This is a genomic window from Planotetraspora phitsanulokensis, from assembly GCF_016863295.1.
Classification (GTDB): Bacteria; Actinomycetota; Actinomycetes; order Streptosporangiales; family Streptosporangiaceae; genus Planotetraspora; species Planotetraspora phitsanulokensis.
The window spans coordinates 60,126-83,782 of sequence record NZ_BOOP01000046.1 but is presented as its reverse complement, the minus strand read 5'-3'; the positions used below and the strand labels follow the sequence as shown (position 1 = coordinate 83,782).

Below are 23,657 nucleotides of genomic sequence, written 5' to 3'. Positions count from 1 at the left end.
CCAGCTTTGGTTAACAAATGTAGACAAAATCTTACTCTATTACCTCCTATTAAGGACGACCTGGGTGAGCACCTCGGATGTGCTCGGAGCGAAATACGCCCAGGCCTCGTTCACTGCCGTGCCGCCGTTCAGATAGACCGCAGTGATGTCGTGTGCCCCCCTGGTGAGGTCTGAGGTCGTGAACGTCGCGGGAGCCAGGCTGCTGTTGTACGCGGAGCCGATTACGGTGGAGCCATCCTTGAAGATCACCTGACCGGCGGGCACGACCGAGTCGGTCGGCTCGCGCACCGTGGCCGTGAAGGTGACGGGTTCCCCTCTGCGAGAGGGGTTCGACGACGAGGTCACAGTGGTGGTGGTCGGCGGTTCTCCGGGTGCGGTGACGCGAGTGGCCGGGTGCAGCGAAGTGCCGTCGAGGGTGACCATGTCGTTGAGAGCGATGGCGCGGCCGTACAGAGCCACGCCCTCGCTCACCGCGACCGAGCTCTGCGCAAGGATGTTGCCGCGGAAGGTGGAGTACGTCCCCAGCGTGGCGGAGTCGCTGAGCTGCCAGATCACGTTGTTCGCCTGGGCTCCGCCGACGAGGTCGATGTTGCTCACGTTCGCCGTGACCAGAGACGCGGCCTGGAAGATGAAAACGGCGTCGGGGTCGCCTTCGGCGTCGAGGACGAGCGTGTCGCTCAGCTGAAAGACGCCTCCCGCGGTCCTGTACACGCCGGACGGTCTGGTGGTGCGCCCAAGCTGCGCCGGGATGGTGGCGGTGGCCGTGCGCCGTGACGCGTCGTTGTAGGCCGCGACCGCATCGGCCTTCTCCCGCCTCGCCTCTGCGTTGTCCACTTCGACGGAGCCTCGTACCTGCCCCGGCGGAAAGCCGGAAACGGCGTTCCCTGGGCTGACGGCCAGGTCCCCGCTGATCGTGGTGATATCCGTACTGGACACCCCGGCTCCCGCCATGACGGCGCATTCTTCGGCTTCGCGAAGCTCTACACGCGGCACCGCCGCGCGGGCGGCGTGTGGTGTGACGCCTGGAGCGGCGATCATGAGGACCGGTGCGAGCGCCGCCATCAGCCGGTAACGACCTGTTCCGGTACGGCGCGTGGCGCGAGGATAACCGGCGTGCATTATTTTGTCCGGTAATTCATTGTCGGCTCCATTCGCTATTCGATGGTTGACATCAATATCTCCCCCCTCGGGTGAAGGCAGGCGATACGACACGCCCACGACGGTGAATCGAGGATGAGGGCTAGTCCGGCTCCTACAGTCGGGTCATACCTTTCCTCGCAAGCGACGGGTTGTGACATGGGAGAAAAACTAGTAGTCATCGGACAGGGCTACGTAGGCCTTCCCCTGGCGATGCAGGCAGTCGAGGCCGGCTTCGACGTCGTGGGAATAGACGTCGATGAATGGCGGGTCAAGCGGCTGAACGTCGGGGAGTCCTATGTCGAGGACGTCGACGAGGGCGACTTGGCCGCCGCCCACAACTCCGGCCGGTATTTCGCGAGCACCGACTACGCCGACGCCGAGGGCTTCGACGTATGCGTGATAACGGTGCCGACGCCCCTTCGTGATGGCGTGCCCGACCTCTGCCACGTCGGCTCTGCCGGTGAGGCCATCGCGCCGGCGCTGCGACGCGGGGCGACGGTGATCCTGGAGTCCACGACCTATCCGGGCACCACCGAGGAGTACCTTCGCCCGCTCCTCGAGGACGGGTCCGGGCTACGGACACCGGAGGACTTCTTCCTGGGCTACAGCCCGGAACGGATCGACCCGGGGAACGCCCGGTGGCGTCTCGACAACACGCCGAAGGTCGTGTCGGGCATCGACGCGGCTTCGCTGGAGAAAGTGAAGGCGTTCTACAGCCGGATCGTGCACGAGGTCGTCCCCGTTTCCTCCATGCAGGTCGCCGAGCTGTGCAAGCTCCTCGAGAACACGTTCAGGCACGTCAACATCGCCTTGGTGAACGAGTTGTCGATCTTCGCGCAGCAGCTCGGGATCGACGTGTGGGAGGCCGTAGACGCCGCCTCGACCAAGCCGTTCGGCTACATGCGCTTCACACCCGGCCCCGGGGTCGGGGGACACTGTCTGCCGATCGACCCGTCGTATCTGTCATGGAAGGTCAAGCGCAGCCTCGGGCACAACTTCCGGTTCGTCGAACTCGCGAACGACATCAACGACCACATGCCGGATCATGTCGTCAGTCGGATCAGCCTGGCGCTGAACCAGAGGTACAAGCCGATCAAGGGCAGCCGGATCCTCCTTCTTGGCCTGTCCTACAAGAAGAACGCCGGAGACTGCCGCGAGTCTCCGGCGATCGAGGTGGCCAAGGCCCTGCGCAAGCTCGGCGCGGACGTCCGTGCCGCCGACTCTCTCGTCGACGACTTCCTGCTGCCGGTCAGGATCGAGTTGGTCGAGCCGACGAGCGAGGAACTCGCCGAGGCGGACGTCGTCGTCGTGCTGACCGACCACGACCACATCGACTACGACCTGGTGCAGCGGTCGAGCGCGTTCGTCTTCGACACCCGCAACCGCTGCCACGGCCCCAACGTGGAAACGTTGTGAGGCAGCGCCGCCTCAGGCGGGAGGAGGCCGGCGTCGGCCAGTAGAGCCCCTCAGAAGAGGCCCTCGCCGTCCCAACGGTGGGGGCCTCTCGCCTGTTGCGGCACCGCCCCGGCGCCGATGAGCGGAGGCGTCTGCTCGGGCGCCATGCGTGAGGCGGGGGTGACTCGCCGGGTGCGGCACTGGAACGCGGCGACAACCACGAGCACGGTCCCGGCCGCGGCGGCCGTCAGCGGCGCGAGCAGACCTATGGCGACGCACACGCAGAGCAGCCCGGCGGCCCCGGCCGCGGCCCCGTACGTGCCGGCGACCGTCTGCAGGTCGAGTCCGCCCCGGTGGAGGCGCTCGGAGATCTGGCCGGTGCAGGCGAAGGCGAAGCCGGTGTCCGCGATGGCCACGAGCGCGGGCAGGACGAGCCCGGCGCCGATCGTGTCCTGACTGCGTCCCGCGATCAGCAGGACCGCCGAGCAGGTCAGGACGAACCCAATGAAGAGCGACCCCGATGAGCCCATGGGAGTTCTGGATCCGAGCAGGCCCAATGATGCACAGGCCATCGTGGCGAGGAGCACCGCGACCGCCGGCTCGGCGAGGATGAGGGCGGCGCCGGCGAGGAAGACCGCGGTGACCGCGGCCACCACCGGGAGCAGTCTGTCCGTGGAGTTCAGCAGGCTGAAGCAGTTGGCGACGCCGACGATCCACATCACGGTCACGGGGCCGTCGGGCCAATGCCCTGTCAGTGTGATCTGGACTCCGCAGAGCACGACGCCACCCGCGGCCACGGACTGCACGGTCAGGCGGGCGAGCACAGGTAGCCGCGTCATGTCGCAGATCTGCCCCAGCGCCGCGACCGCGGTCCCGGCCAGAAGGATCGCGGTGATCCGCAGGTCGGTGAGACCGAGCGCGGCGGCCGACGGGACGACCGTGGCCAAGGTGATCGCGATTCCTCCCCATCGCGGGTCGAACCGCCTGCGTGACACGACGTCCGCAGCACTCATCGGCTGCTCCCCTCGGCCCGCGTCCTGGATGAACTGCGCAACGACCGGTAGAGAGCCTCGGTGTCCGCGACGAGGCGGTCGACGCCGAATGACCGGGTGGTCCACGCGCGCGCCGACTCTCCCATGCGTCGGGCGCGTTCGGGATCGGACAGCAGCCCGACCGTATGAGAGGCGAGCTCCTGGACGTCGGGGCCGGACAGCAGGCCGGTGTGGCCGTCCCGGATGATCTCGGGGACGCCGCCCACGCGGGTGGCCACCACCGGGACGCCGGCCATTCCCGCCTCGACCAGAGCCACCGGAGTGCCCTCCTGATCGGACGTCAGCATGACCACGTCGGCGGCTGCGTAGACGAGCTCGACGTCCCTCCGCCATCCGAGAAGGCGGAAGGAGTCCCACATCGGGCGAACGCTTCGCTCCACCTTCTCCTTCAGCTCGCCGCTCCCGCAGACGAGGAAACGGCAGTCGGGCACCCGTCCCAGTACGGCGCCCGCCACCTCGGCGAACCGGTCAGGCCGCTTCGACCTGGCGAGCCGGCCCACGTAGGCCACCACCGGTGCGTCGGCCGGGAGACCGAGAGCCGCGCGGGCGGTCAGACGGTCGGGCACCGGCCCGAGCTGGACGCCGGGCGGGATCACGACATACTGCTCGGGATGGCCGATCCCGGCCGCCAGCAGGTCGTCTCGCACCTGGGGCCCGACCGCGACGAGGCGGTCGGACAGGGGCGCCAGAAGTCGCTCGGAGCGCCTGTAGACCGACCGCTTGAGGCGGGGGGAATGCGGGTGAAGGTGGTGGCCGTGGAACACGTGGACCCGGGCGGCGCCCACGCCGGACAGGCGAGCGGCCACCCGGCCGAGGGCGCCGGCCTTGGTGGTCCTGGTGTGGACGATGTGCGGATGGAACGCGCGCACGGCGCTGATCAGCCGGAGCAGGGCGCGATAGTCGTCGATCGGCCGGACGAACCGGCCGAGGCCGGGAATGCGGTGCACCGGGACCGGCATCCCGCGCAGCCGCAGATGATCCCCCTCGGCGCCGTCGACGTAACCGGTGTAGAGACGGTGGTCGAACTCCTCAGGGTTGAGCCGCTCGCACAGTCCCGAAACCTGCGTGGCGGGGCCGCCGACGTTCATCGTGGCGATGATTTCCATGACACGAATCCGACTGGTCACCTGCGAGAAGCTAGCTCTCCGTCAGATCCGTTCGCGGACACCTTCACGGTGATGGCGAAATGTTTTCCCGTTACTTGGTGCCCCGGAAGACGTACAGCGCGTTCTCTGGGTACCGCGCGCAGCGCCGGGACGCTCACTTGCGCGTCCCGGGCCACGGCTTCGGGCGCCGGGGGCGTTCGCTATGCCGCCATGAACCTGGCGATCAGGTCCTCGACCTGTGCGTTCAGGCGCGCCCCGCGAGGCCAGCCCGCGTAGTGGGTCAGGAAGACGACGATCTCGCGCAGCTCGCTCGGCGTCAGCTCCCCGGTGCGCAGAGCCGCGTCCAGTTGCGGCGCGATCACGTCGTCCAGCCCCTGGGCCACGAGCAGGCCCAGGAGCAGCAGGCGCCGATCCCTGATGGTCAGCGCGTCTCCCGACCACACCTCCGCGAACGTGTGCTCGACCGCCATCCCGAATTCCAGGCTCCTGGCCCGGCGGTCGAGGTCATCGATGCTGTCGCTCATGCGGCACTCCACGTCCGTCGGCCTAATTTCGAGACATGCAACGAATATGTCGCGTTAGGGGGGATCAGGCGTTACATGACCGGGTGGCCCTGTGCGAGCGCATTGTCGCAAGACGACGGTTGCATGGACGTTGCACCGTTCTGGCGACCTCGCAGGCCTACAGGGACTCGTCGACGGCGGACCGGTGCGGGACGTGCTCCGCGGGGACCACGCCCATCCGGCCGGCCTGGAAGTCCTCGAAGGCCTTGACGATCTCCTCGCGGGTGTTCATCACGAACGGTCCGTAGCGGGCGACCGGCTCCCGGATCGGCAGTCCGCCGAGCACGAGGATCTCCCAGCCCTGGCGTGAGGCGACCGGCTGGTTGTCCGCCGCGCGCATGCTCAGCGCGCCCGCGGTGCCCTTGTAGCCGCCGAACACGCCGAGCTGCCCCTCACGGAGCGGGCGGTCGTCCGGGCCGATGTGCCCCTCGCCGCTCAGGACGTAGACCATGGCGTTGAACTCGGCGGGCCACGGAAGGGCCAGCCGCGCGCCCGGCGCCACCGTCGCGTGGACGTACGTGATCGGCGTGTAGGTCATCCCCGGGCCCTCGTGGCCGGCGAGCGAGCCCGCGATGACCCGGACGAGCGACGAGCCGTCGTCGCTGGCCAGCAGCTTCACGTCGCCCCCGCGGATGTCCTGGTAGCGGGGCGGCACCCACTTCTGGGCGCGGGGCAGGTTGACCCACAGCTGCACGCCGTGGAACAGGCCGCCCTTGGCGACGAGCTCCGGCGGAGGCTGCTCGATGTGCTGAAGTCCGCTTCCGGCGGTCATCCACTGGGTATCGCCATCGGAGATGAGCCCGCCGCCCCCGTTCGTGTCCCGATGCTGGAAGGCCCCGTCCATGATGTACGTCACCGTCTCGAAGCCGCGGTGCGGGTGCCAAGGGGTGCCCTTCGCCTCGCCGGGGGCGTACTCCACGGCCCCCATGTGGTCGAGAAGCAGGAAGGGGTCGGCGAGCGACAGGTCCACTCCGGGGAACGGGCGCCGGACGGCGAAGCCTTCTCCCTCGAGGAATCGTTGTGCGGTGACGACGCGTGCGACAGGACGCCACGCGGTGGCCGCCTCGGGAAGCCGGGGGAGCCGGGGCAACGTGAGCGTGTCTGCGGTGATGGCTGGCATGGGGTCTCCTCTGTCGGATACGTTCCGCACAACAACTATTGATGAATCAACTATTCCATGCCAAAGGTTCCCCAGCACGTGTCACAAGTGCAGCCAACATCGGGCCAAGATTTGGTCAAGTTTTCCAGTCTGTCCGAGATGTGGCCTGAGAGTGATACTGAGAAAACGGGCAGTAGTACCTCGTACACCCGCAAAGCGGAGGTTGGGCCCAGGTGGATAAAGCGCGGGCGATATCGGGGGTCATGACTGCGGCTGCGGCCGCTTTGTTGTTGTTGTCCGGCTGTGCCGGACCCGAGTACACCTACGTACGAGACTCCGACGGGGGCACCTACTTCAAGGTCCCCTCGTCGTGGAAGAAAGTGGATCAGAAGGCCCTCGAGGGGCAGCTGTTCGGCGACCCGGCGTCGGCCACGGCGCAGGTTCAGAGGCAGCTCACCTGGAGCGTCGCCTACGACGCGCAGGCCGAACCTTCGGCCGATCACCTCCTGATCGGCAGCGGCGGCGCCGACGACCGGCCCTTTGTGATGGCGAAGGTCCAGACGCTCACCGAGCCCCAGCGGAACCAGGCCTCACTCGACTCTCTGCGCAACGCCATCGGGCTGCCGGTCGCCGTGCCGGACGACACCCGCAAGCAGATGGAGTCGTCGGCGGAGTATCCGTTCAAGAACTTCGAGCTCCTGGACGACCAGGTGCTGCCTTCCCAGGACGGTGTCCGGGGGGTGCGGAGCGTCTTCAACTTCCGTCTGGCGAACGGGGTGCAGACCTTCGATGAGACGTCGTACCTGTCGGCTGACGGCTCACGCATCTCGACCCTGCTGATCCGCTGTTCGGCGGCGTGTTACCAGCAGCGGTCCAAGGAGATCGATCAGATCGTCCAGTCCTTCAAGGTCACGCGACTTCTCAACCAATGAAGGAGCCCCTCATATGAACACGGCGCCACCGCCGCACGTCCACCCGGAGGGGCTGCGCCCGCCCGGCTCGGGACCCGACGACAGAGACTCCAAGACCCGTAAGAAGATCTCCCTGTGGGACCGGGCCAAGTTCCTGGTGATCTTCGCGATCATCTACCTGGTCCTCGTCTGGTACAACGTGGTGTCCTTCGACGGCATCATGTCGTTCTCCGACGCCCTGGTGGTGACGGCCCGGGAGAGGCCGTGGATCTTCGTCCTGATGGGGCTCGAGGTCGTCCGCCAGGCGCACTTCCTGATCAGCGAACGGTCGGCCGGCTATCACCGGTTCTGGACGCACAAGGTCTTCGGCGGCACCGACCGCTGGAGCAAGAGGCGCTTCAGCGACTGGAACCGCTTCCGCATGGCGCGTCTGCTCAAGTGGCTGTTCTGGATCGCGGTCCTCGCCCTGGTGCTCGCCGCCGTCCTCGACACCTCGCCCGTGCTCGCGCTGTTCAAGGCGCCGCAGCTGCTCTGGAGCGCCCTGCCGTACGCCGCGCAGCTGGCCTTCGCGTTCTTCTTCATCGCCTTCCAGTTCATCGGCCTGTTCTGGCTGCTGTCGCGCGGCGGCGTCGAGACCTACTTCCCCGACGACATCAAGACCCGGTTCACCGACGTCTGGGGCCAGGACCACGTCGTCGAGCGGGTCAAGGAGAACATCGTCTTCCTGGAGCGGCCCGACGCCATCGAGGAGAAGGGCGGCTACGTGCCGAGCGGCCTGCTCCTGTGGGGGCCGCCGGGAACCGGCAAGACCCTCATGGCCGAGGCCGTGGCGGGGGAGACCGGCAAGCCGTACGTCTTCGTGGACCCGGGCGCGTTCGTCAACATGTTCATGGGCATCGGCATCCTGAAGGTGAAGTCGCTGTTCCGGAAGCTGCGCAAGCTCGCCCTGCGGTACGGCGGCGTCATCGTCTTCTTCGACGAGGCCGACTCCCTCGGCCGGCGCGGCAGCCTCGCCCAGCAGGGCCCCCAGGGGCAGGGCCGGTTCGGCGCGCACGCCGGCTGCCACGGCTTCTCCTACCTGTCGGAGGACGTCCGCTCGATGATCGCCCGGCAGTCGCTGAACGGGCTGCAGGACGAAGGGCAGCCGACCACGCGCAGCCGGTTCTTCATGGGCGGCAACATGATGGGCGGCGGTGGAGGCGACCCGGGGACCCTCCAGGCGCTGCTGACCGAGCTGTCCGGTCTGAAGAAGCCGCGCGGGATCGTCAACCGGCACGTTCGGAGGCTGCTGGGCATGCGTCCCAAGCCGCCGCCCAAGTACCGGATCCTCGTCATGATGGCCACCAACATGCCCAACGCCCTCGACGAGGCGCTGCTGCGGCCCGGCCGCATCGACCGCATCTACAAGGTGGGCTATCCGTCGAAGGCCGGCCGCATCCGCACCTACGAGGGCTACTTCGACAAGGTGCAGCACCAGCTCACCGAGGCCCAGATCGACAAGCTGGCCACCATCACGCCGTACGCCACCGGCGCGACCATCAAGGACCTGGTCAACGAGTCCCTGATCAACGCGATCCGGGACGGCCGCGAGATCATCCAGTGGTCGGACGTCGTGCGCGCCAAGCGCCTCAAGCAACTCGGCCCGCCGGAGAACGTCGAGTACATCGAGCGCGAACGGCACGCGGTGGCCGTGCACGAGGCGTGCCACGCGGTGGTCGCCTACCGGACGCGGCACCACCTCGAGATCGACCTCGCCACCATCGAGAAGGGCGCCGACTACCTGGGCATGGTCTCCAGCATCAAGCCGGAGGACCAGTTCACGGGATGGCGCTCGGAGTACGAGGCGGACGTCATGGTCTCCCTGGCGTCCCTCGCCGGAGAGCGCATGTTCTTCTCCGACGACAACTCCTCGGGCGTCTCCGGCGACCTGACCTCCGCCACCTACGTCACCGGGCTCATGGAGTCCTACTGGGGCATGGGCGTCGGAGTCTCGTCACTGCCCGCGCTGCAGGAGCTCCAGATCATGGCGGGCAAGCCGGTGCAGAAGCCCAAGACCGGCGAGGGAGGGGCGGGCTCCGGGAACGAGCCGACCTCGCGGCGCGACGACATCGTGCCGGACATGCTGGGCGAGCGCATCGAGCACAACCTCGTCCGGCTCCTGGCCAGGACCGAGGCGCTGCTGCGGGAGAACCGCCGTGAGGTGCTGTGCGTCGCCCACGCCCTGGAGACGCACAAGACGCTCGACGGCGAGGACGTCGTCGCGGTCATCGAGAGCACCCGGGGCCCGCTCATCGACGGCAGCGTCTACACCTCCGACTCGTTCTACGACGAGATCGAGACCTACCACGTCGCCGCCGCGGAGGCCCACCGCACCCACAGTCACGTCGAGGTCGAACTGCCGGTCGCGGTGGAGAGCCGGGTCCTGGAGCTGGAGCCGGCCACCGCGACCACCTCCACCGCGGTGGCGCCGGTGAGCGGCGCCACGCCCGCGGTGTTCGCCCCGCCGAACGCCAACGGCGCCGGGTTCGTGATCCAGCCGGACTTCGTCCCCTGGAACGGCGGGCCGCCTCCTGGCGGTCCCGCCATGCCGCAGCCCGCCGCTCCCGCCGACCGGACGAAGCCGTCCGGCCTGCTGTGGGCGTTCGTGGGCGGGCTCGTGGTCCTGGTGCTCATCGTCCTGGCCGGGGTGGTGTACCTCGGAGGCGGGCAGCCGCAGACGGCCGTCGCCCCCGGGTCGCTGTCCAGGACCACCGTGCTGGTGCTCATCGTCGCGCTCGTCGCGCTGGTCGGCGCCGTCGCCGTCACGGCCGCCGTGATCCACAGGCACAAGGCGGAACGCACGCGCGCCGAACGGGCCCGGGACCTCGCGGCCGAGCGCGCCCAGCTGCTCGCCGCGGCCATGGATCCGGAGGTCGCGATGCGGCTGCTCGGCTACGACGGCCGCCGAGGCCCGGACAACGGTTGATCAGAGGCGGAAGCCCAGATCGGGCGTGATCTCGGTCACGTCCATCTGGGCCTTCTGCAGTCGGCCCGAGTAGTCCCAGTTCATCGATTGCCAGCGGGTGAACTGGTCGAGCACCCACATGCCGCTCTGCCGGCTGCCGTTGCCCGACTTGCCGTTCCCGCCGAACGGCAGGTGGGCCTCCGCGCCCGACGTCGAGTTGTTCACGCTGACCATGCCCGCCGAGACGCCGGACCTGAAGCGGAAGACCGCCTGCGGGTCGGTCGTGTAGATCGACGACGACAACCCGTAGCCGGGCCTGTTGGCCAGCTCGATCGCCTCGTCCATGGTGGAGAAGGTCGTCACGCCCACGATCGGGCCGAACGTCTCCTCCATGAAGAGCCGGTCATCGGCACGGACCCCGTCGACGATCACCGGGTGGTAGAAGAGGCCGTCGCCCTCCATGCGGCCCGTCGGGCCGGGCAGCACGGTGTGGTGCGGCTCGATCCAGGTCAGGTACTCCTCGTACCGCTCCGCGAACTTGTGGTCGAGCATCGGGCCGTACAGCACGTCGCCGTTCGGGTCACCGATCTTCGCGGACCGTACGGCCGCCGCGAACCGGGCCACGAACTCGTCGTGGACGTCCTCGTGGGCGATCACCGTGCCGAGGGACGTGCACCGCTGGCCCGCCGTGCCGAAGCCGGCGAACAGGGCGCCCTCGACGGCGAGGTCGAGGTCGGCGTCGGGCATGACGACCATGGGGTTCTTGCCGCCCAGCTCGAGGCAGGGCGACTGGAGGTGACGGCCGCACAGCTCGCCGATGGTGCGTCCGACGGCGGTGGAGCCCGTGAAGCCCACCTTGTGGACGGTGCCCTCGCCGAGCGCCCTGTCGAGACCCTCGTAGGTGCGGGGGCCGTCGGCGAAGACGATGTTGAGCACGCCGTCCGGCAGGCCCGCCGCGTTGAAGAGCCGGTAGAGCGCGTGGGCGGAGGCCGCGGCGTACTCGGCGGGCTTCCAGACCACGGCGTTGCCGCACAGCAGGGCGGGCACGAGATACCAGGACGGCACGGCCACGGGGAAGTTCCCCGCGGTGACGACCGCGGCGACGCCGACCGGCACCCGGAAGGTGAACAGGCTCTTGTCCGGCATCTCCGACGGGACCGTCTGACCGTAGAGGCGGCGGCCCTCCCCGAGGAAGAAGTCACAGGTGTCGACGATCTCGCGGACCTCGCCCAGCGCCTCGGCGTACGGCTTGCCGATCTCCTGGGTGACCAGCCGCGCGAGCGTCTCGGCGTTGGCCTCGACGAGCCGCCCGATCGACGCGATCACCCGGCCGCGCACGGGCGCGGGGACGGCGGCCCACTCCCGCTGGGCCACGGCGGCCGTACGGCAGGCGTCGGCGAACACGTCCGCGCCCGCCAGCTGGACGGTCGCGACCGTCTCCTCCGGCCGCGCCGGGTTGACCGACGCGTACGGCGTGCCTGCTGGGCCGTCCTTGCCGCCGATGACGGAAACGATCTGCAGAGTCACCGTTGACCTCCGGAATGATTTCCTGCCTGGAGTTCTGATTACACAGTATTTCCGGCGCCCGTGTCGTTGGCCATCCCGGCACGGTGGGCGACCGCGGCGGCCTGGGTACGACTGGTCACGCCGAGCTTGGCGAGGATGTTGGAGACGTGCACGCTGACCGTCTTCTGCGAGATGAACAGGAGCTCACCGATCTCCCGGTTCGCCAGCCCCGCCGCGACATGGGCGAGGACCTCGCGTTCCCGGCCGGTCAGCGTCGCGAGCGGCCCGCCGGGGTCACCGGAGTCATGGCCCGCCTCGGTGAACCGGGCACGGCGGCCCAGCTCGGCCAGGGCCCCCCGGAACGGCTCGGCTCCCAGCCGGTCGGCCACCTCCGACGCCGCGGCCCATTCGGCCTGTGCGGCCTCCCGGTCACCCGCCTCGAGCAGGGCCTCCGCCAGCCGCCACCGGGACCGGGCCTCCTCGTAGACGAAGCCGAACCCGAACGCCTCGGTGGCCTCGCGCCAGACGGCCGGGTCGGCCGTGCCCCTGACGCGGCGCCACTCGGCCTCCGCCCGGGCCAGCCAGGCGCCGCCTTCGGGACCGATCTCGGCCCGGGGGCCGGAGGGGCTGTTGGCGGCGGCCCACCGGGCACGCTCGACCAGGTCGTCCGCCAGGGCGTGATCGCCGTCTCCGCGCCGGTCGGCGAGGGCCCACAGGCCGGTCGCCGCGACCCGGATGAGGCCGGGATCGAACGGCTCGATGAGGTTCATGACCGCGGTGACGTGCTCGAGCGCGGCCTCCGGGTCGCCTCGCCACAGCGCCTGCTCGGCCGCCAGGCAGCGGCTCATGTAGCTGACGAGCTCGTCGGACCAGAAGCCGGCGAGCCACCTCAGCCGCTCGGCGGCCGCCGACCGGCCCCGGGCGACCTCGACGAACAGGGCGAAGGACGACAGGACCGCCTCCGCCCTCGTGCCCACCCGGATGCCGAAGTCGCCCGCCAGCCGCTCGGCCGCGTCCCAGTCGCCGTCGGCGAAGTGCACCAGGTACTGGAGGAACCGCAGATCGGTCCCGTAGGTGCTCCAGATGAGGCCGTTCTCGCGGGCCAGCCGTACGCCGCGCGCCGCGGACCGGGCCGCCACGACGAGATGACCCTGCTCGTACTGCACGCGCGCTTCGGTGAAGCAGGCGCGCAGGTCGATCGACAGGTCGCCGGACGTCTGCCGGGTGGCGTCTGCCAACAGCTCCGCGGCGCGCGCCGCCGTCCCCGTCGTCTCCTCGATGACGGCCAGGGTGACCAGCGCGCTCGTCTCGGCGTCGCGTGCCGAGGTCGCCCGGGCCACCGCCAGCGCCCGGGTCGCGGTGGCGATCGCCTCGTCGACCCGGTAGGCCCGCCACAGGACGCGGGCGTAGGTGGCGAGGGCCTGGGCGAGCAGCGGGCTCTCGGGTGCCAGGTCCACCGCCTCGCAAGCCGTCTCCGCCAGTCCCGCCAGCTCGTCGTCGGAGTCGATGCGGTAGTAGGCGATCCGCTCGTCGGTCTCGGCGATGAGGACCGGATCGTCGGCCAGCCGGCGTAACCCCTGGAGCTGGGAGATCGCCCTCCGGTACTCGCCGCTCGCGGCCGCCGCCGCGGCGCTGTCCAGCGCGAGCCGCGCCCTCGTCTCGCCGGCGAGATCCTCGGCGTCGGCCACCTTGTCCCATATTTCGAGGGCCCGCTCGAAATGCCGGTGCGCCTCGGCGGGGGCGCCCAGCTCGGCCGCCAGACGGGCCGCCTCGACCGAGGACCTGAACGCGCCCGGAAGGTCGTGGCTCGCCAGGTGGTGGTGGGCCAGCTCGGCAGGGGAGTCCCCCCGCCCGGCCAGCAGCTCGGCGAACGTCGCGTGCAGCCGGGTCCGCTCACCGGGGAGCAGGTCGTCGTACACGGCCTCCTGGAGCAGGGCGTGGCGGAAGACGTAGCCGTCCCTGCTGGCCGTGAGCAGCCCGCGGGAGACGATCTCGCGCAGTGCCTCCTCGAGCGGCAGGTCGTCCAGGCCCGTGGCGTCGCGGAGCAGGTCGTGGCCGACCCCGCGGCCTGCGACGGCGGCGACCCGGAGCACCTGTCCCGCCGTGTCGGGCAGCGACTCCACGCGGGCCAGCAGGAGATCGGACAGCGTGCCGGGAAGGCGGGTGTGGTCGGCCGAGGCGGCCAGCAGTTCCTCGGCGAAGAACGGGTTGCCCCCGGCCCGCTCCACCACGCCGCCGATCACGCCGATGTCGGTCTCGTCGAGGGCGAGCAGGTATTCGGCCATGGAGTCGTTCCCGAGCGGGCGCAGCTCGACGGACGTGACCAGCGGCAGCCGCTGGAGCTGGACCAGCACGGGGCGCAGCGGATGACGCCGGTGCAGGTCGTCGCTCCGGTAGGTCCCGACCAGGCAGACGCGTTCGCGCTGCAGCATGCGGGTGAGGAAGACCAGCAGGTCGCGGGTGGAGTGGTCGGCCCAGTGGAGGTCCTCGACCACGAACAGGACGGGCCGCTCGGAGGCGACCTCGGCCAGCATGTCGAGCACCGAGCCGAACAGCCGTTGCTGTGCGAGCGCACCCGTCGTCAGGTCGGCGGAGCCGGGGTCGCCTCCCGGCAGGAGGCGCTCGAGGACGGGCCGGGCCCTGATCGCCCGCGCCGCCGGGCCGTCGGGCTCCGCCATGGCTCCGCGGAGGGCGTCCGCCAGCGGCATGTACGGCAACGCGTCGCCGAGCTCCGCGCACTGGCCGACGAGTGAGACGAAACCCCGCTGGCGGGCGCGTTCGCACAGCTCGGCGATGAGCCGGGTCTTGCCGATGCCCGCGTCGCCGCCGACGAGTGCGACACCCGCGAGCCCGCTGGCGGCGGCGTCGAGCACCCCTGTCAGCTGGTCGAGCTCCGCGGAACGCCCGATCAGCGCGGTTCGCCCCGTTCGCGCCATCACGATCGTGAGTATGTCACGTGGCCCCGACGGGAGCAGGCCAGCGGATCACGGCAAACGACGGTCCTAACTTTCGGCTGCGTACGCCAATCGAGGTGGCGATCGAGTCGTGGACGGCGGTGCCTGGGCAAGGCTGTGGCAGCGCAACGCTGTGCGCATCGACGGAGATGGCAGGCGGACACAGGACTTCACCTACGCAAGATGGCGGCAACGGCGTGATGCCGGTGTGCCCGATCCGGGGAGTGCGGCAGTGACCGGCATCACCTATCTGGGACACGCGGGAATGGCGATCGAAGCGGAAGGTCTCAGGGTTCTCGTCGATCCCTGGTTCTCCCCGTCGGGAGCCTTCCTCGGCTCGTGGTTCCCGTACCCGAGGAACGATCACCTCGACCTGACGCGGCTGGTCGACGTCGACTACCTGGTGATCTCCCACGAGCACGCGGACCACTTCGATCCGCACGTCATAGAGCGGCTGCCGCGCCGGACCCGCGTACTGATCCCGAGGTATCCGGCGCCGATCTTCCGCGATCTGCTGTCGGGCGTCTGCGCGAACCCCATCACGGAACTGGAGCCGTGGGAGAAGTACCCGCTGGGAGAGAGCGGCGCCTGGGTGATGGCGATTCCTGAGCCGTCACCGCGCTACCACGACGCCGCACTGCTGTTCTCCCTGGCCGGGCGGGCGGTGCTCAACTGCAACGACGCGATGCTCACCGCAGAACAGGCGAGGCGAGCCAAGCATCTTGTGGGAGGGCGCATCGATCTGATGCTGCTCCAGGCGGCGGGTGCGTCCTGGCACCCGATGTGCTACGCCTACCCTCCGGACGAGATCCGCCGGATAGCGATGGAGAAGCGCGTCGCCAAGCTCCGCGGAGTCCAACGGCTCGTGCGCGCGACGGGCCCGGAGCTCGCGGTTCCGTTCGCCGGGCCGCCGTGTTTCCTCGATCCCGAGCTCTTCCAGCACAACTGGGTGCTGCGGCAAGAGGACGGAGCCTTCATCGACGCCGAGGCGGCGGTCGCATGGCTGAGCGAGCACCTTCCACGGCAGCGGTGGGTGGACTTCAGGCCGGGCGACGCTCTCGACCTGGACACCTGTGCCGTGACGCGCGATCCGATCTCGGCCAAGTTCGATTACTCGACGGGCCGCGAGGACTATCTGGCGCGGTACGCGGAGGATCGCGCGGAACAGATCCGCCACTTCAAGGACGAGCATCCGGAGCCGGAGGGCGATCTGTATGAGCGGTTCGCCGCCTATTTCGCCAAGCTGGGCATGCTGAGCCCGTATTTCCTGACGCGCATTGACATGACCGTGCGGTTCGAGGTCAGCGGCGACGCCGGAGGACTCTGGGACGTGCGCATCACCCCCGAGGGGATCGATGTGGTCCACGCCGACCCGTCAGCCCGGGTGGAATACCAGATCAAGGTCGCGGGACGATGGGTGGACGCTGTACTGACCGAGCGCGCGGGCTGGGAGGACCTCTTCCTCTCGCTACGGGTCGAGCTCGATCGTGACCCCGACGTCCACAACAGCTATCTGATCACCTTCCTCAAGTTCGCCGACGCCGTGGCACTCGACGCCGTGGAGGCGTACGAAACCGGGCGGGACGAGTCCGAGCGCATCGTCGTGGAGGACGGCGGTCAGAGGTATGAGATCGCGCGCTACTGCCCGCATGCGGGAGCCGACCTGACCATCGGAGGCATCGTCGAGGACGGGAAACTGCGCTGTCTGGGTCACAACCTCGAGTTCGATCTGGAGACCGGGGCCTGCATCAATGCCCGCTGCGACCCGCTGCCGACGCGCCGGTTGGACTGACCGCGTCTTAGGAAGCTGCCCTGACACCTGCGCGGTAGCCGCCCCCGGCAACGCACATGCCGGCACGATCCGCGCTCGCACTGCCGGCCCCGATGACTCCGCCGACAGGTGCATCGACGACATCGTGCGGCTACCTGCGCGACGCTTTGCGGATTTGTCGGCGGGAGTGGCTAGTGTGCGGCGCGTGATCGAACGGTGGAGCCGCGACCAGGTGCTCTCCCTGGCCCCCGACGCGGCGTCGCAGAAGGCGGCGACCGGTGTGAGCGCGCCGGGGAAGTGGTCGGGCAGCGGTGCCCTCCCCGACGTGGTCTGGGGCGAGTGCAAGGGCAGTGGCGCCACGCCGTACCGGGCGTGCGTCGACCTGTCCGAACCGGCCTACAAGTGCAGTTGCCCGAGCAGGAAGTTCCCCTGCAAGCACGCGCTGGGGCTCCTGCTGCTGTGGGCGTCGGACGGAGTGCCCGACGGCGGCGAGCCCGCCGGATGGGCGGCCGAATGGCTCGAGCAACGGCGCAGCCGGGCGGACAAGCAGGAGAAGCAGGAGAAGCAGGAGAAGCGAGACGGGCGGGAGCGGAGCGCACCCGCGAAGGCGGCCCGCTCCTCGGGTGGCTCCGCCCAGCGGGAGACCAGGGTGAGCGCCGGTCTGTCCGAGCTGGAGCGCTGGCTGACCGACCAGATCGCGCAGGGGATCGCGGGTGCGCCGCAGACCGGCCTCGCCGACTGGGACGAGCTCGGCAGGCGCCTCGTGGACGCGCAGGCGCCGGGAGTCGCCGGCTCGGTGTCCCGGCTGTCCCGCGTGCTGGGCGAGGAGGACTGGCCCGGCCTCCTGCTGGAGGAGTACGCCTTGATTCATCTGCTCGCCGTCGCGCATCGGCGGACGGCCGAGCTTCCCGCGGGCCTCGCGGAGACCGTCCGGTCACGGGTCGGATTCCCGATCACCAGGGAGGACGTCCTCGCCACGCCGTGGGTCAGGGACGAATGGGACGTGGTCGGCGGCAGGGACGAGGAGCAGGATCGGCTGGTCGCGCGCCGGATCTGGATGCAGGGCAGGGCGACCGGCCGCGTCGCGCTGGTGTTGTCGTTCGCGCCGATCGGCCAGGCCCTCGACGCGTCGCTCGTCACCGGGACGGCCGTCGACGCAAGCCTGGCGTACTACCCCGGGGCGTCCCCGCTGCGTGCGGTCGTCGCGGAGCGGCACGGGCCGGTGGCCGCCGCCCGCCCGGCCGGAACGAGGCTCTCCCAGGTGCCGGGCCGGATCGCCGAGGTCTTGGCCGGCGACCCGTGGGCCGACTCCTGGCCCGTCGTCCTCGAAGGCGTGATCCCGTCCAAGGAGAGCCTCATGGACGAGGACGGGAACGGGCTCCCGCTGCACCCGGCCGGCGGGGCGCTCTGGCGGCTGCTGGCCGTGTCCGGCGGTCACCCGGTGACGGTCGCCGCCGAATGGACGCCGCGCGGGTCGCGCCCGCTGACCGTATGGGACGAGGAGAGCCAGGTGGTCCGGCTGTGAGCACGTCCTGGGAGGACCTGGTCTCCACCGCCCTGGTGGGGGCCGACCGCCGTTCCGCGTCTCCCGGCGAGGTGCTGGAGCACGCGGCCGTGGAGGTGGTGCGGGCGCGGGCCGGCCGGCGGACCCACCCGGACCGCCCGCCCGCGCCCGCAATGGAGGAGACGCGCCCGCTCGCTTCCCGCGCCGCCGGTGACCGGCTCGCCCGCATGCTGGGAGGCGACCAGGCGCGGCTGCTGCCCGAGTGGCTGGAGGCGGCCGCGGCGATCGGTGTGCGGGTGCCCGCCCACCTGATCCCCGGGCTCCTCGACCTCGGCGCGCGCGACCGGTCGATCCGATCGCATTTGGGCGCGCTCACCGGCGCCCGCGGCCGTTGGCTCGCCGAGCTCAACTCCTCGTGGCGCTATCTCCTGGCCGAGGCGGCCGACCTGCCCTCCGGCGACGTGTGGGAGTTCGGCACCAGCGGCGACCGGAGGGTTTACCTCACCGCGTTGCGCGCGACCGCCCCCGGTCAGGCTCGTGAGCTGCTCGAACAGGGCTGGGAGAAGGAGACGCCCGAAGACCGGGCGGCGTTCGTGCTCGTCCTGTCGGAGCGTCTCGGCATGGACGACGAGCCGTTCCTGGAGGCGGCGCTCGACGACCGCAGGCGGGAGGTGCGCCAGGCAGCCGCAGACCTTCTGACGCGGCTCCCCGAGTCGCGGCTGGCCCGGCGGATGGCCGGACGGGCCGCCAGGCTCCTCGTCGCGGACGGCGGCGGCCTGCGAGCGGATCCGCCGAAGGCGTGCGACAGCACGATGGAGCGCGACGGCGTGCGGCCCCGGCCCCCCGCGGGCACGGCGCAGCGCGGCTGGTGGCTGCAGCAGGTGATCGCCCGCACGCCCCTGACCTTCTGGACCGGCCATCTGGGGCGGAGCCCGGAAGACGTCGTCCAGTCGAAGATCGGTGACTGGGCCCGGGAGGTCGCGATGGGCTGGACCCGCGCGGCCATCCTCCAGCACGACCCGCGATGGGCCCGCGCCCTGTTCGAGGTCGAGCCGCTGACCGACCTGCTGGCCGTGCTCCCGCCGGAGGAGCAGTCCGCCAGGGCCGCCGAGCTGGTCGCCCGGCACCCCGTCGACGGACAGATGATCATGATGTTGGGCGGTGTGGCCAGACCGTGGGGTCCCCGGCTGGCCAGGGCCGTACTCAAGAAGATCGTGGAGACGTCCGGGACGCAGCCGTGGAACGCCGGCGAGCTGATCCGGCTGGCGGGCGAACGGCTCGACCCGGCGATGCACGGCCACGTCCAGGAGATCCCCGAGCTGGCCGCCACCTTGCGGTTCCGGCATGACATGTCGAAGGAGCTTTCGTGACCACCGTCCTGCGCCCCCACGCGGAAGACCTGTACGCCGAGGAGCTGGCCGTCCTCGCCAAGGACGACGACCGGCCGCGCCCGCCCGGCTGGCGGCTCTCCCCGTGGGCGGTGACCACGTACATCCTCGGGGACGGCGACCAGATCACGCCCAAGTACATCGGCCCGCGGCGGATCGTCGAGGTCGCGGTGGCCACCCTGGCGACCGACCGGGCGCTGCTCCTGCTCGGCGTGCCCGGCACCGCGAAGACCTGGCTCTCCGAGCATCTCGCCGCCGCCGTCAGCGGTGACTCGACCCTGCTCGTCCAGGGGACGGCGGGCACGGCCGAGGAGGCCATCCGCTACGGGTGGAACTACGCGCGCCTCCTGTCGGAGGGCCCCTCCCGCGGGGCGATGACGCCGAGCCCGGTGATGAGGGCGATGGCCGAGGGTCGCCTGGCCCGGGTGGAGGAGCTCACCCGGATGCCCTCCGACGTCCAGGACGCGCTGATCACGGTCCTGTCCGAGAAGACGCTGCCCATCCCCGAGCTCAACGAGGAGGTCCAGGCGGCCAAGGGCTTCAACGTCATCGCCACGGCCAACGACAGGGACCGGGGCGTCAACGACCTGTCGAGCGCGCTGCGCAGGCGCTTCAACACCGTCGTGCTGCCCGTTCCCGCGAGCGCCGAGGAAGAGGTGGAGATCGTGTCCCGGCGGGTCGCCCAGCTGGGCCGCTCGCTGGAGCTGCCCGAGACCCCGGCAGGCATGGAGGAGATCCGCCGCGTGGTCACGGTCTTCCGCGAGCTCCGCTCCGGAGTGACGTCGGACGGGCGGACCAAGGTCAAGTCGCCGAGCGGCACGCTGAGCACCGCCGAGGCGATCTCGGTGGTGACCAGTGGGATCGCCCTCGCGGCCCACTTCGGCGACGGGGTGCTCCGCCCCGCCGACATCGCGGGCGGGATCGTCGGCGCGGTCATCCAGGATCCGGTGGCCGACCGGGTGGTCTGGCAGGAGTACCTCGAGGCCGTGGTCCGCGACCGCGACGACTGGCGCGACTTCTACCGGGCCTGCCGCGATGCGGGCTGAGGTCGCCGCGCCGTCGATCCTGGGCGTCCGGCACCACGGTCCAGGCTCGGCGAAGGCCGTTCGCGCCGAACTCGAACGGCTGCGGCCGGACGTCGTCCTCATCGAGGGGCCGCCGGAGGCCGACCCCCTCGTGGCGCTGGCGGGAGATCCCGAGATGGAACCCCCCGTCGCGCTCCTGGCGCACGCGCAGGGACGCGCCGCCTTCTGGCCGTTCGCGGTGTTCTCGCCCGAATGGCAGGCCATCGCCTACGCACGGGAGGCGGGCGTCGAGGTGCGCTTCTGCGACCTGCCCGCCGCCCACAGCCTCGCCCTGCCCGAGGAGGAGGGGGAGGAGCACGCGCGGCTCGACCCGATCGGAGAGCTCGCGCGGGCCGCCGGGTACGACGATCCCGAGCGCTGGTGGGACGACGTCGTCGAGCATCGCGGAGAGACAGGGACCCTCCACGCGGTCGCCGAGGCGATGGCCGCCCTCAGAGAGGGACACGAGCCGACCGGCACCGAGGCGCTGCGCGAGGCCGCCATGCGCCGGGCGTTACGCAACGCGCTCAAGGACGGGTTCGGCTCCGTCGCCGTCGTCTGCGGCGCGTGGCACGTCCCCGCGCTGACCCACCTGCCTCCCGCGGCGCAGGACGAGCGACTGCTGCGGGGCATCCCCAAGGTCAAGGTCGACATGACCTGGGTGCCGTGGACGCACGGACGGCTGGCCGCCCGCAGCGGATACGGCGCGGGCGTCGCCTCGCCGGGCTGGTACGACCACCTGTTCTCCGCTCCCGACCGTCCCGTCGAGCGCTGGCTGGCCGGGGCCGCCGCGGTACTGCGCGAAGAGGGACTGCCGGTCTCCTCCGCCCACGTGATCGAGTCCGTACGGCTCGCGCAGGGCCTGGCCGGGCTCCGTGGCCGGCCCCTCGCGGGGCTTTCGGAGGTGACGGAGGCCGCCAGGGCGGTGTTGTGCGAAGGCGACGACCTGCCCGTGGAGCTGATTCAGCGCCGCATGGTCGTGGGGGAGCGGCTCGGCGGTGTGCCGGGCTCCACCCCGATGGTCCCGCTGCAACGGCACCTACGGGAGGAGCAACGGCGGTTGCGCCTCAAGCCCGAGGCGCTCGCCCGCGAGCACGACCTCGACCTGCGCAAGCCGCTCGACCTCGGGCGAAGCCGCCTCCTGCACCGGCTGAACATGATCGGCGTGCCGTGGGGGACGACGCGGCAGACCCGCGGGAAGGGCACCTTCAGGGAGTCGTGGACGCTGGAGTGGCGCCCGGAGTTCGACGTGGCGCTCATCGAGGCGGCCCCCTGGGGGGTCACCGTCGACGACGCGGCGGCCGCCCGGGCCGGGGAGCTCGCGGCGCGGGAGGACGCGTCGCTGGCCGACCTGACCTCGCTCGTCGAGCGGTGCCTGCTCGCCGACCTGACCGCCGCCCTGCCCGGCATCCTGCAGGCGATCAAGGACAAGGCCGCGCTCGACGGGCAGGTTTCGCACCTCATGGCGGCCCTGCCCGCGCTCGTCCGGGCACAGCGCTACGGAGACGTGCGCGGGACCGGCGGTCTCGCCGCGATAACCGACTCGCTGCTCGCGCGGATCTGCGCCGGCCTGGCGCCCGCGCTGACCGGGCTCGACGACGACTCGGCGCGGCAGATGACCGGCCTGATCGACGGAGTCCACAGCGCGGTGGGACTACTCGGGAGCGACCTGTGGCAGGCGACGCTCGCGAACCTGGCCCGCCGCACCGGGCTGCCGGGCATCATCGAGGGCCGGATCGTGCGCATCCTCTTCGACGCCGACGCGAGCGTGGACGACGTGTCCGTCCGCATGGCGCGGGCGATGTCGTCCGGCAATCCGCCCGAGCGGGCCGCCGCGTGGATGGAGGGCTTCCTGTCGGGCGGCGGACTGCTGCTGGTCCACGACCCGAGGCTGCTCGCGATCGTGGACGGCTGGCTCACAGGACTGCCGCCGGTGGCGTTCGTCGACGTGCTGCCGCTGCTCCGGCGCACCTTCGGGGCCTTCGCCCCGCCCGAGCGCCGCATGATCGGCGATCGCGTTCGCTCCGGCGCTCCCGTTCCCGCCCGCGAGGCGTCCGACGCCGACGAGGAGCAGGCCGCGGGAGCCGTACGGACCGTTCTGGAAATCCTGGGGAGGGCGTGATGGACGAGCGGGCACGCCGGTGGAGGCTGGTGCTCGGCGGCGCGTCGGAGGGCGCGCTCCAGAGCACGCTGCAGGGCCCGGACGCCGGGATGGACGCCGCGTTGTCGGCGCTCTACGAACGGGACGCCGGTCTCGGCGCCTCCGCGCCCCGCGTGGCGAGGTGGCTGGGGGACATCAGGGAGTACTTCCCGTCGACCGTCGTCCACATCATGCAGAAGGACGCGATCGAGCGTCTCAACCTGACCAGGCTCCTGCTGGAGCCGGAGATGCTGGAGGCCGTCGAGCCCGACGTGCATCTCGTCGGGACGCTGCTGTCGCTCAACCGGGTGATGCCGGACAAGGCGCGGGAGTCGGCTCGGGCGGTCGTCAGGAAGGTGGTGAGGGAGCTTGAGGCCAGGCTCGAGCGGCGGACCCGAGCCGCCGTCACCGGCGCCCTCGACCGCTCGGCCAGGACCCACCGGCCGAGACGGGTGGCCGACATCGACTGGAACCGCACCATCGCGGCCAACCTGAAGAACTACCTGCCCGAGCGGAACACCGTGGTGCCGTCCCGGCTGGTGGGCTACGGCCGCAGGCAGCAGGCCGTCCAGCGGGAGGTCGTGGTGTGCGTCGACCAGAGCGGGTCGATGGCGGCCTCGGTGGTCTACGCGAGCGTCTTCGCCGCCGTGCTCGCCTCGATGCGGTCGCTGCGGACCTCGCTCGTCGTGTTCGACACCGCGGTCGTCGACCTCACCGACCAGTTGCACGACCCGGTCGAGGTGCTCTTCGGCACCCAGCTCGGCGGCGGCACCGACATCAACCGCGCCGTCGCCTACTGCCAGGGCCTGATCACCCGCCCCGCCGACACCATCTTCCTGCTGATCAGCGACCTCTACGAGGGCGGAGTGCGCGAGGAGATGTTACGGCGGGTGGCCGCGATGACCACCGCCGGCGTCCAGGTCATCGTGCTGCTCGCCCTGTCCGACGAGGGGACGCCACAGTACGACCACGACAACGCGGCGGCCCTCGCCCAGATGGGGGTGCCGGCTTTCGCCTGCACGCCCGACGCGTTCCCCGAGCTCATGGCCGCGGCGATCGAGCGGAGGTCCTACGACCAACGTCTGATGGCACCCGCGGACGGACGTTCGTAAGGTGCATG

16 protein-coding genes are annotated in these 23,657 nt (G+C 70.5%); 9 read left to right on the top strand and 7 right to left on the bottom strand.

Annotated features, from left to right (window positions below):
- Nucleotides 1-39: 39 nt before the first annotated feature.
- On the bottom strand, nucleotides 40-951 hold the full coding sequence (locus Pph01_RS38295; protein WP_275412926.1) for an ice-binding family protein: 912 nt from the start codon (nucleotides 949-951) through the stop codon (nucleotides 40-42).
- 345 nt (nucleotides 952-1,296) lie between these two features.
- On the opposite strand from Pph01_RS38295, the gene Pph01_RS38290 reads away from it, so the two are divergent.
- Complete coding sequence (locus tag Pph01_RS38290; protein ID WP_204078143.1) at nucleotides 1,297-2,556, top strand: nucleotide sugar dehydrogenase; 1,260 nt, start codon at nucleotides 1,297-1,299, stop codon at nucleotides 2,554-2,556.
- A 50-nt stretch (nucleotides 2,557-2,606) separates the two neighbouring features.
- Here the strand turns inward: Pph01_RS38290 and Pph01_RS38285 are convergent, their stop codons facing one another.
- The 4 genes from Pph01_RS38285 to Pph01_RS38270 all read right to left on the bottom strand — a co-directional run bounded on the left by Pph01_RS38285 (nucleotide 2,607) and on the right by Pph01_RS38270 (nucleotide 6,376).
- Nucleotides 2,607-3,548 (bottom strand): MraY family glycosyltransferase, encoded by a 942-nt coding sequence (locus Pph01_RS38285; protein ID WP_204078142.1) that lies wholly within the window; start codon nucleotides 3,546-3,548, stop codon nucleotides 2,607-2,609.
- Nucleotides 3,545-4,693 carry a glycosyltransferase gene (locus tag Pph01_RS38280; protein ID WP_204078141.1) on the bottom strand — a complete coding sequence of 383 codons (1,149 nt, stop codon included), beginning with the start codon at nucleotides 4,691-4,693 and terminating at the stop codon, nucleotides 3,545-3,547. The genes Pph01_RS38285 and Pph01_RS38280 overlap by 4 nt, the downstream gene beginning before the upstream one ends.
- Before the next feature lie 200 nt (nucleotides 4,694-4,893).
- Complete coding sequence (locus Pph01_RS38275; RefSeq protein WP_204078140.1) at nucleotides 4,894-5,217, bottom strand: carboxymuconolactone decarboxylase family protein; 324 nt, start codon at nucleotides 5,215-5,217, stop codon at nucleotides 4,894-4,896.
- Between the two features lie 157 nt (nucleotides 5,218-5,374).
- A complete protein-coding gene (locus Pph01_RS38270) occupies nucleotides 5,375-6,376 on the bottom strand; it encodes a pirin family protein (RefSeq protein ID WP_204078139.1) in 1,002 nt (333 codons plus the stop codon).
- Between the two features lie 242 nt (nucleotides 6,377-6,618).
- Between Pph01_RS38270 and Pph01_RS38265 the strand changes: the two genes are divergently transcribed.
- Both Pph01_RS38265 and Pph01_RS38260 read left to right on the top strand, forming a co-directional pair.
- Nucleotides 6,619-7,287 carry a hypothetical protein gene (locus tag Pph01_RS38265; protein WP_204078138.1) on the top strand — a complete coding sequence of 223 codons (669 nt, stop codon included), beginning with the start codon at nucleotides 6,619-6,621 and terminating at the stop codon, nucleotides 7,285-7,287.
- A 13-nt stretch (nucleotides 7,288-7,300) separates the two neighbouring features.
- A complete protein-coding gene (locus Pph01_RS38260) occupies nucleotides 7,301-10,231 on the top strand; it encodes an AAA family ATPase (protein WP_204078137.1) in 2,931 nt (976 codons plus the stop codon).
- Here Pph01_RS38260 and Pph01_RS38255 read toward each other — a convergent pair whose 3' ends face one another.
- Nucleotides 10,232-11,737: an aldehyde dehydrogenase family protein gene (locus Pph01_RS38255; RefSeq protein ID WP_204078136.1), complete on the bottom strand. Its 1,506-nt coding sequence runs from the start codon at nucleotides 11,735-11,737 to the stop codon at nucleotides 10,232-10,234. It abuts the gene before it with no gap.
- A gap of 38 nt (nucleotides 11,738-11,775) precedes the next feature.
- A complete protein-coding gene (locus Pph01_RS43505; protein WP_204078157.1) occupies nucleotides 11,776-14,652 on the bottom strand; it encodes a helix-turn-helix transcriptional regulator in 2,877 nt (958 codons plus the stop codon).
- Nucleotides 14,653-14,902: 250 nt separating this feature from the next.
- Between Pph01_RS43505 and Pph01_RS38245 the strand changes: the two genes are divergently transcribed.
- From Pph01_RS38245 to Pph01_RS38220, 6 genes are all read left to right on the top strand, one after another.
- Complete coding sequence (locus tag Pph01_RS38245) at nucleotides 14,903-16,462, top strand: MBL fold metallo-hydrolase (RefSeq protein ID WP_204078135.1); 1,560 nt, start codon at nucleotides 14,903-14,905, stop codon at nucleotides 16,460-16,462.
- 184 nt (nucleotides 16,463-16,646) lie between these two features.
- Complete coding sequence (locus tag Pph01_RS38240) at nucleotides 16,647-17,966, top strand: SWIM zinc finger family protein (protein ID WP_204078134.1); 1,320 nt, start codon at nucleotides 16,647-16,649, stop codon at nucleotides 17,964-17,966.
- Complete coding sequence (locus Pph01_RS38235) at nucleotides 17,963-19,315, top strand: DUF5691 domain-containing protein (RefSeq protein WP_239117333.1); 1,353 nt, start codon at nucleotides 17,963-17,965, stop codon at nucleotides 19,313-19,315. Before Pph01_RS38240 ends, Pph01_RS38235 begins: the two co-directional genes overlap by 4 nt.
- Nucleotides 19,312-20,379 (top strand): ATP-binding protein, encoded by a 1,068-nt coding sequence (locus tag Pph01_RS38230; protein WP_204078132.1) that lies wholly within the window; start codon nucleotides 19,312-19,314, stop codon nucleotides 20,377-20,379. Before Pph01_RS38235 ends, Pph01_RS38230 begins: the two co-directional genes overlap by 4 nt.
- Complete coding sequence (locus tag Pph01_RS38225; protein ID WP_204078131.1) at nucleotides 20,369-22,519, top strand: DUF5682 family protein; 2,151 nt, start codon at nucleotides 20,369-20,371, stop codon at nucleotides 22,517-22,519. The genes Pph01_RS38230 and Pph01_RS38225 overlap by 11 nt, the downstream gene beginning before the upstream one ends.
- Nucleotides 22,519-23,649, top strand: a complete 1,131-nt coding sequence (locus Pph01_RS38220; RefSeq protein ID WP_204078130.1) for a VWA domain-containing protein — start codon at nucleotides 22,519-22,521, stop codon at nucleotides 23,647-23,649. The genes Pph01_RS38225 and Pph01_RS38220 overlap by 1 nt, the downstream gene beginning before the upstream one ends.
- Nucleotides 23,650-23,657 lie beyond the last annotated feature (8 nt).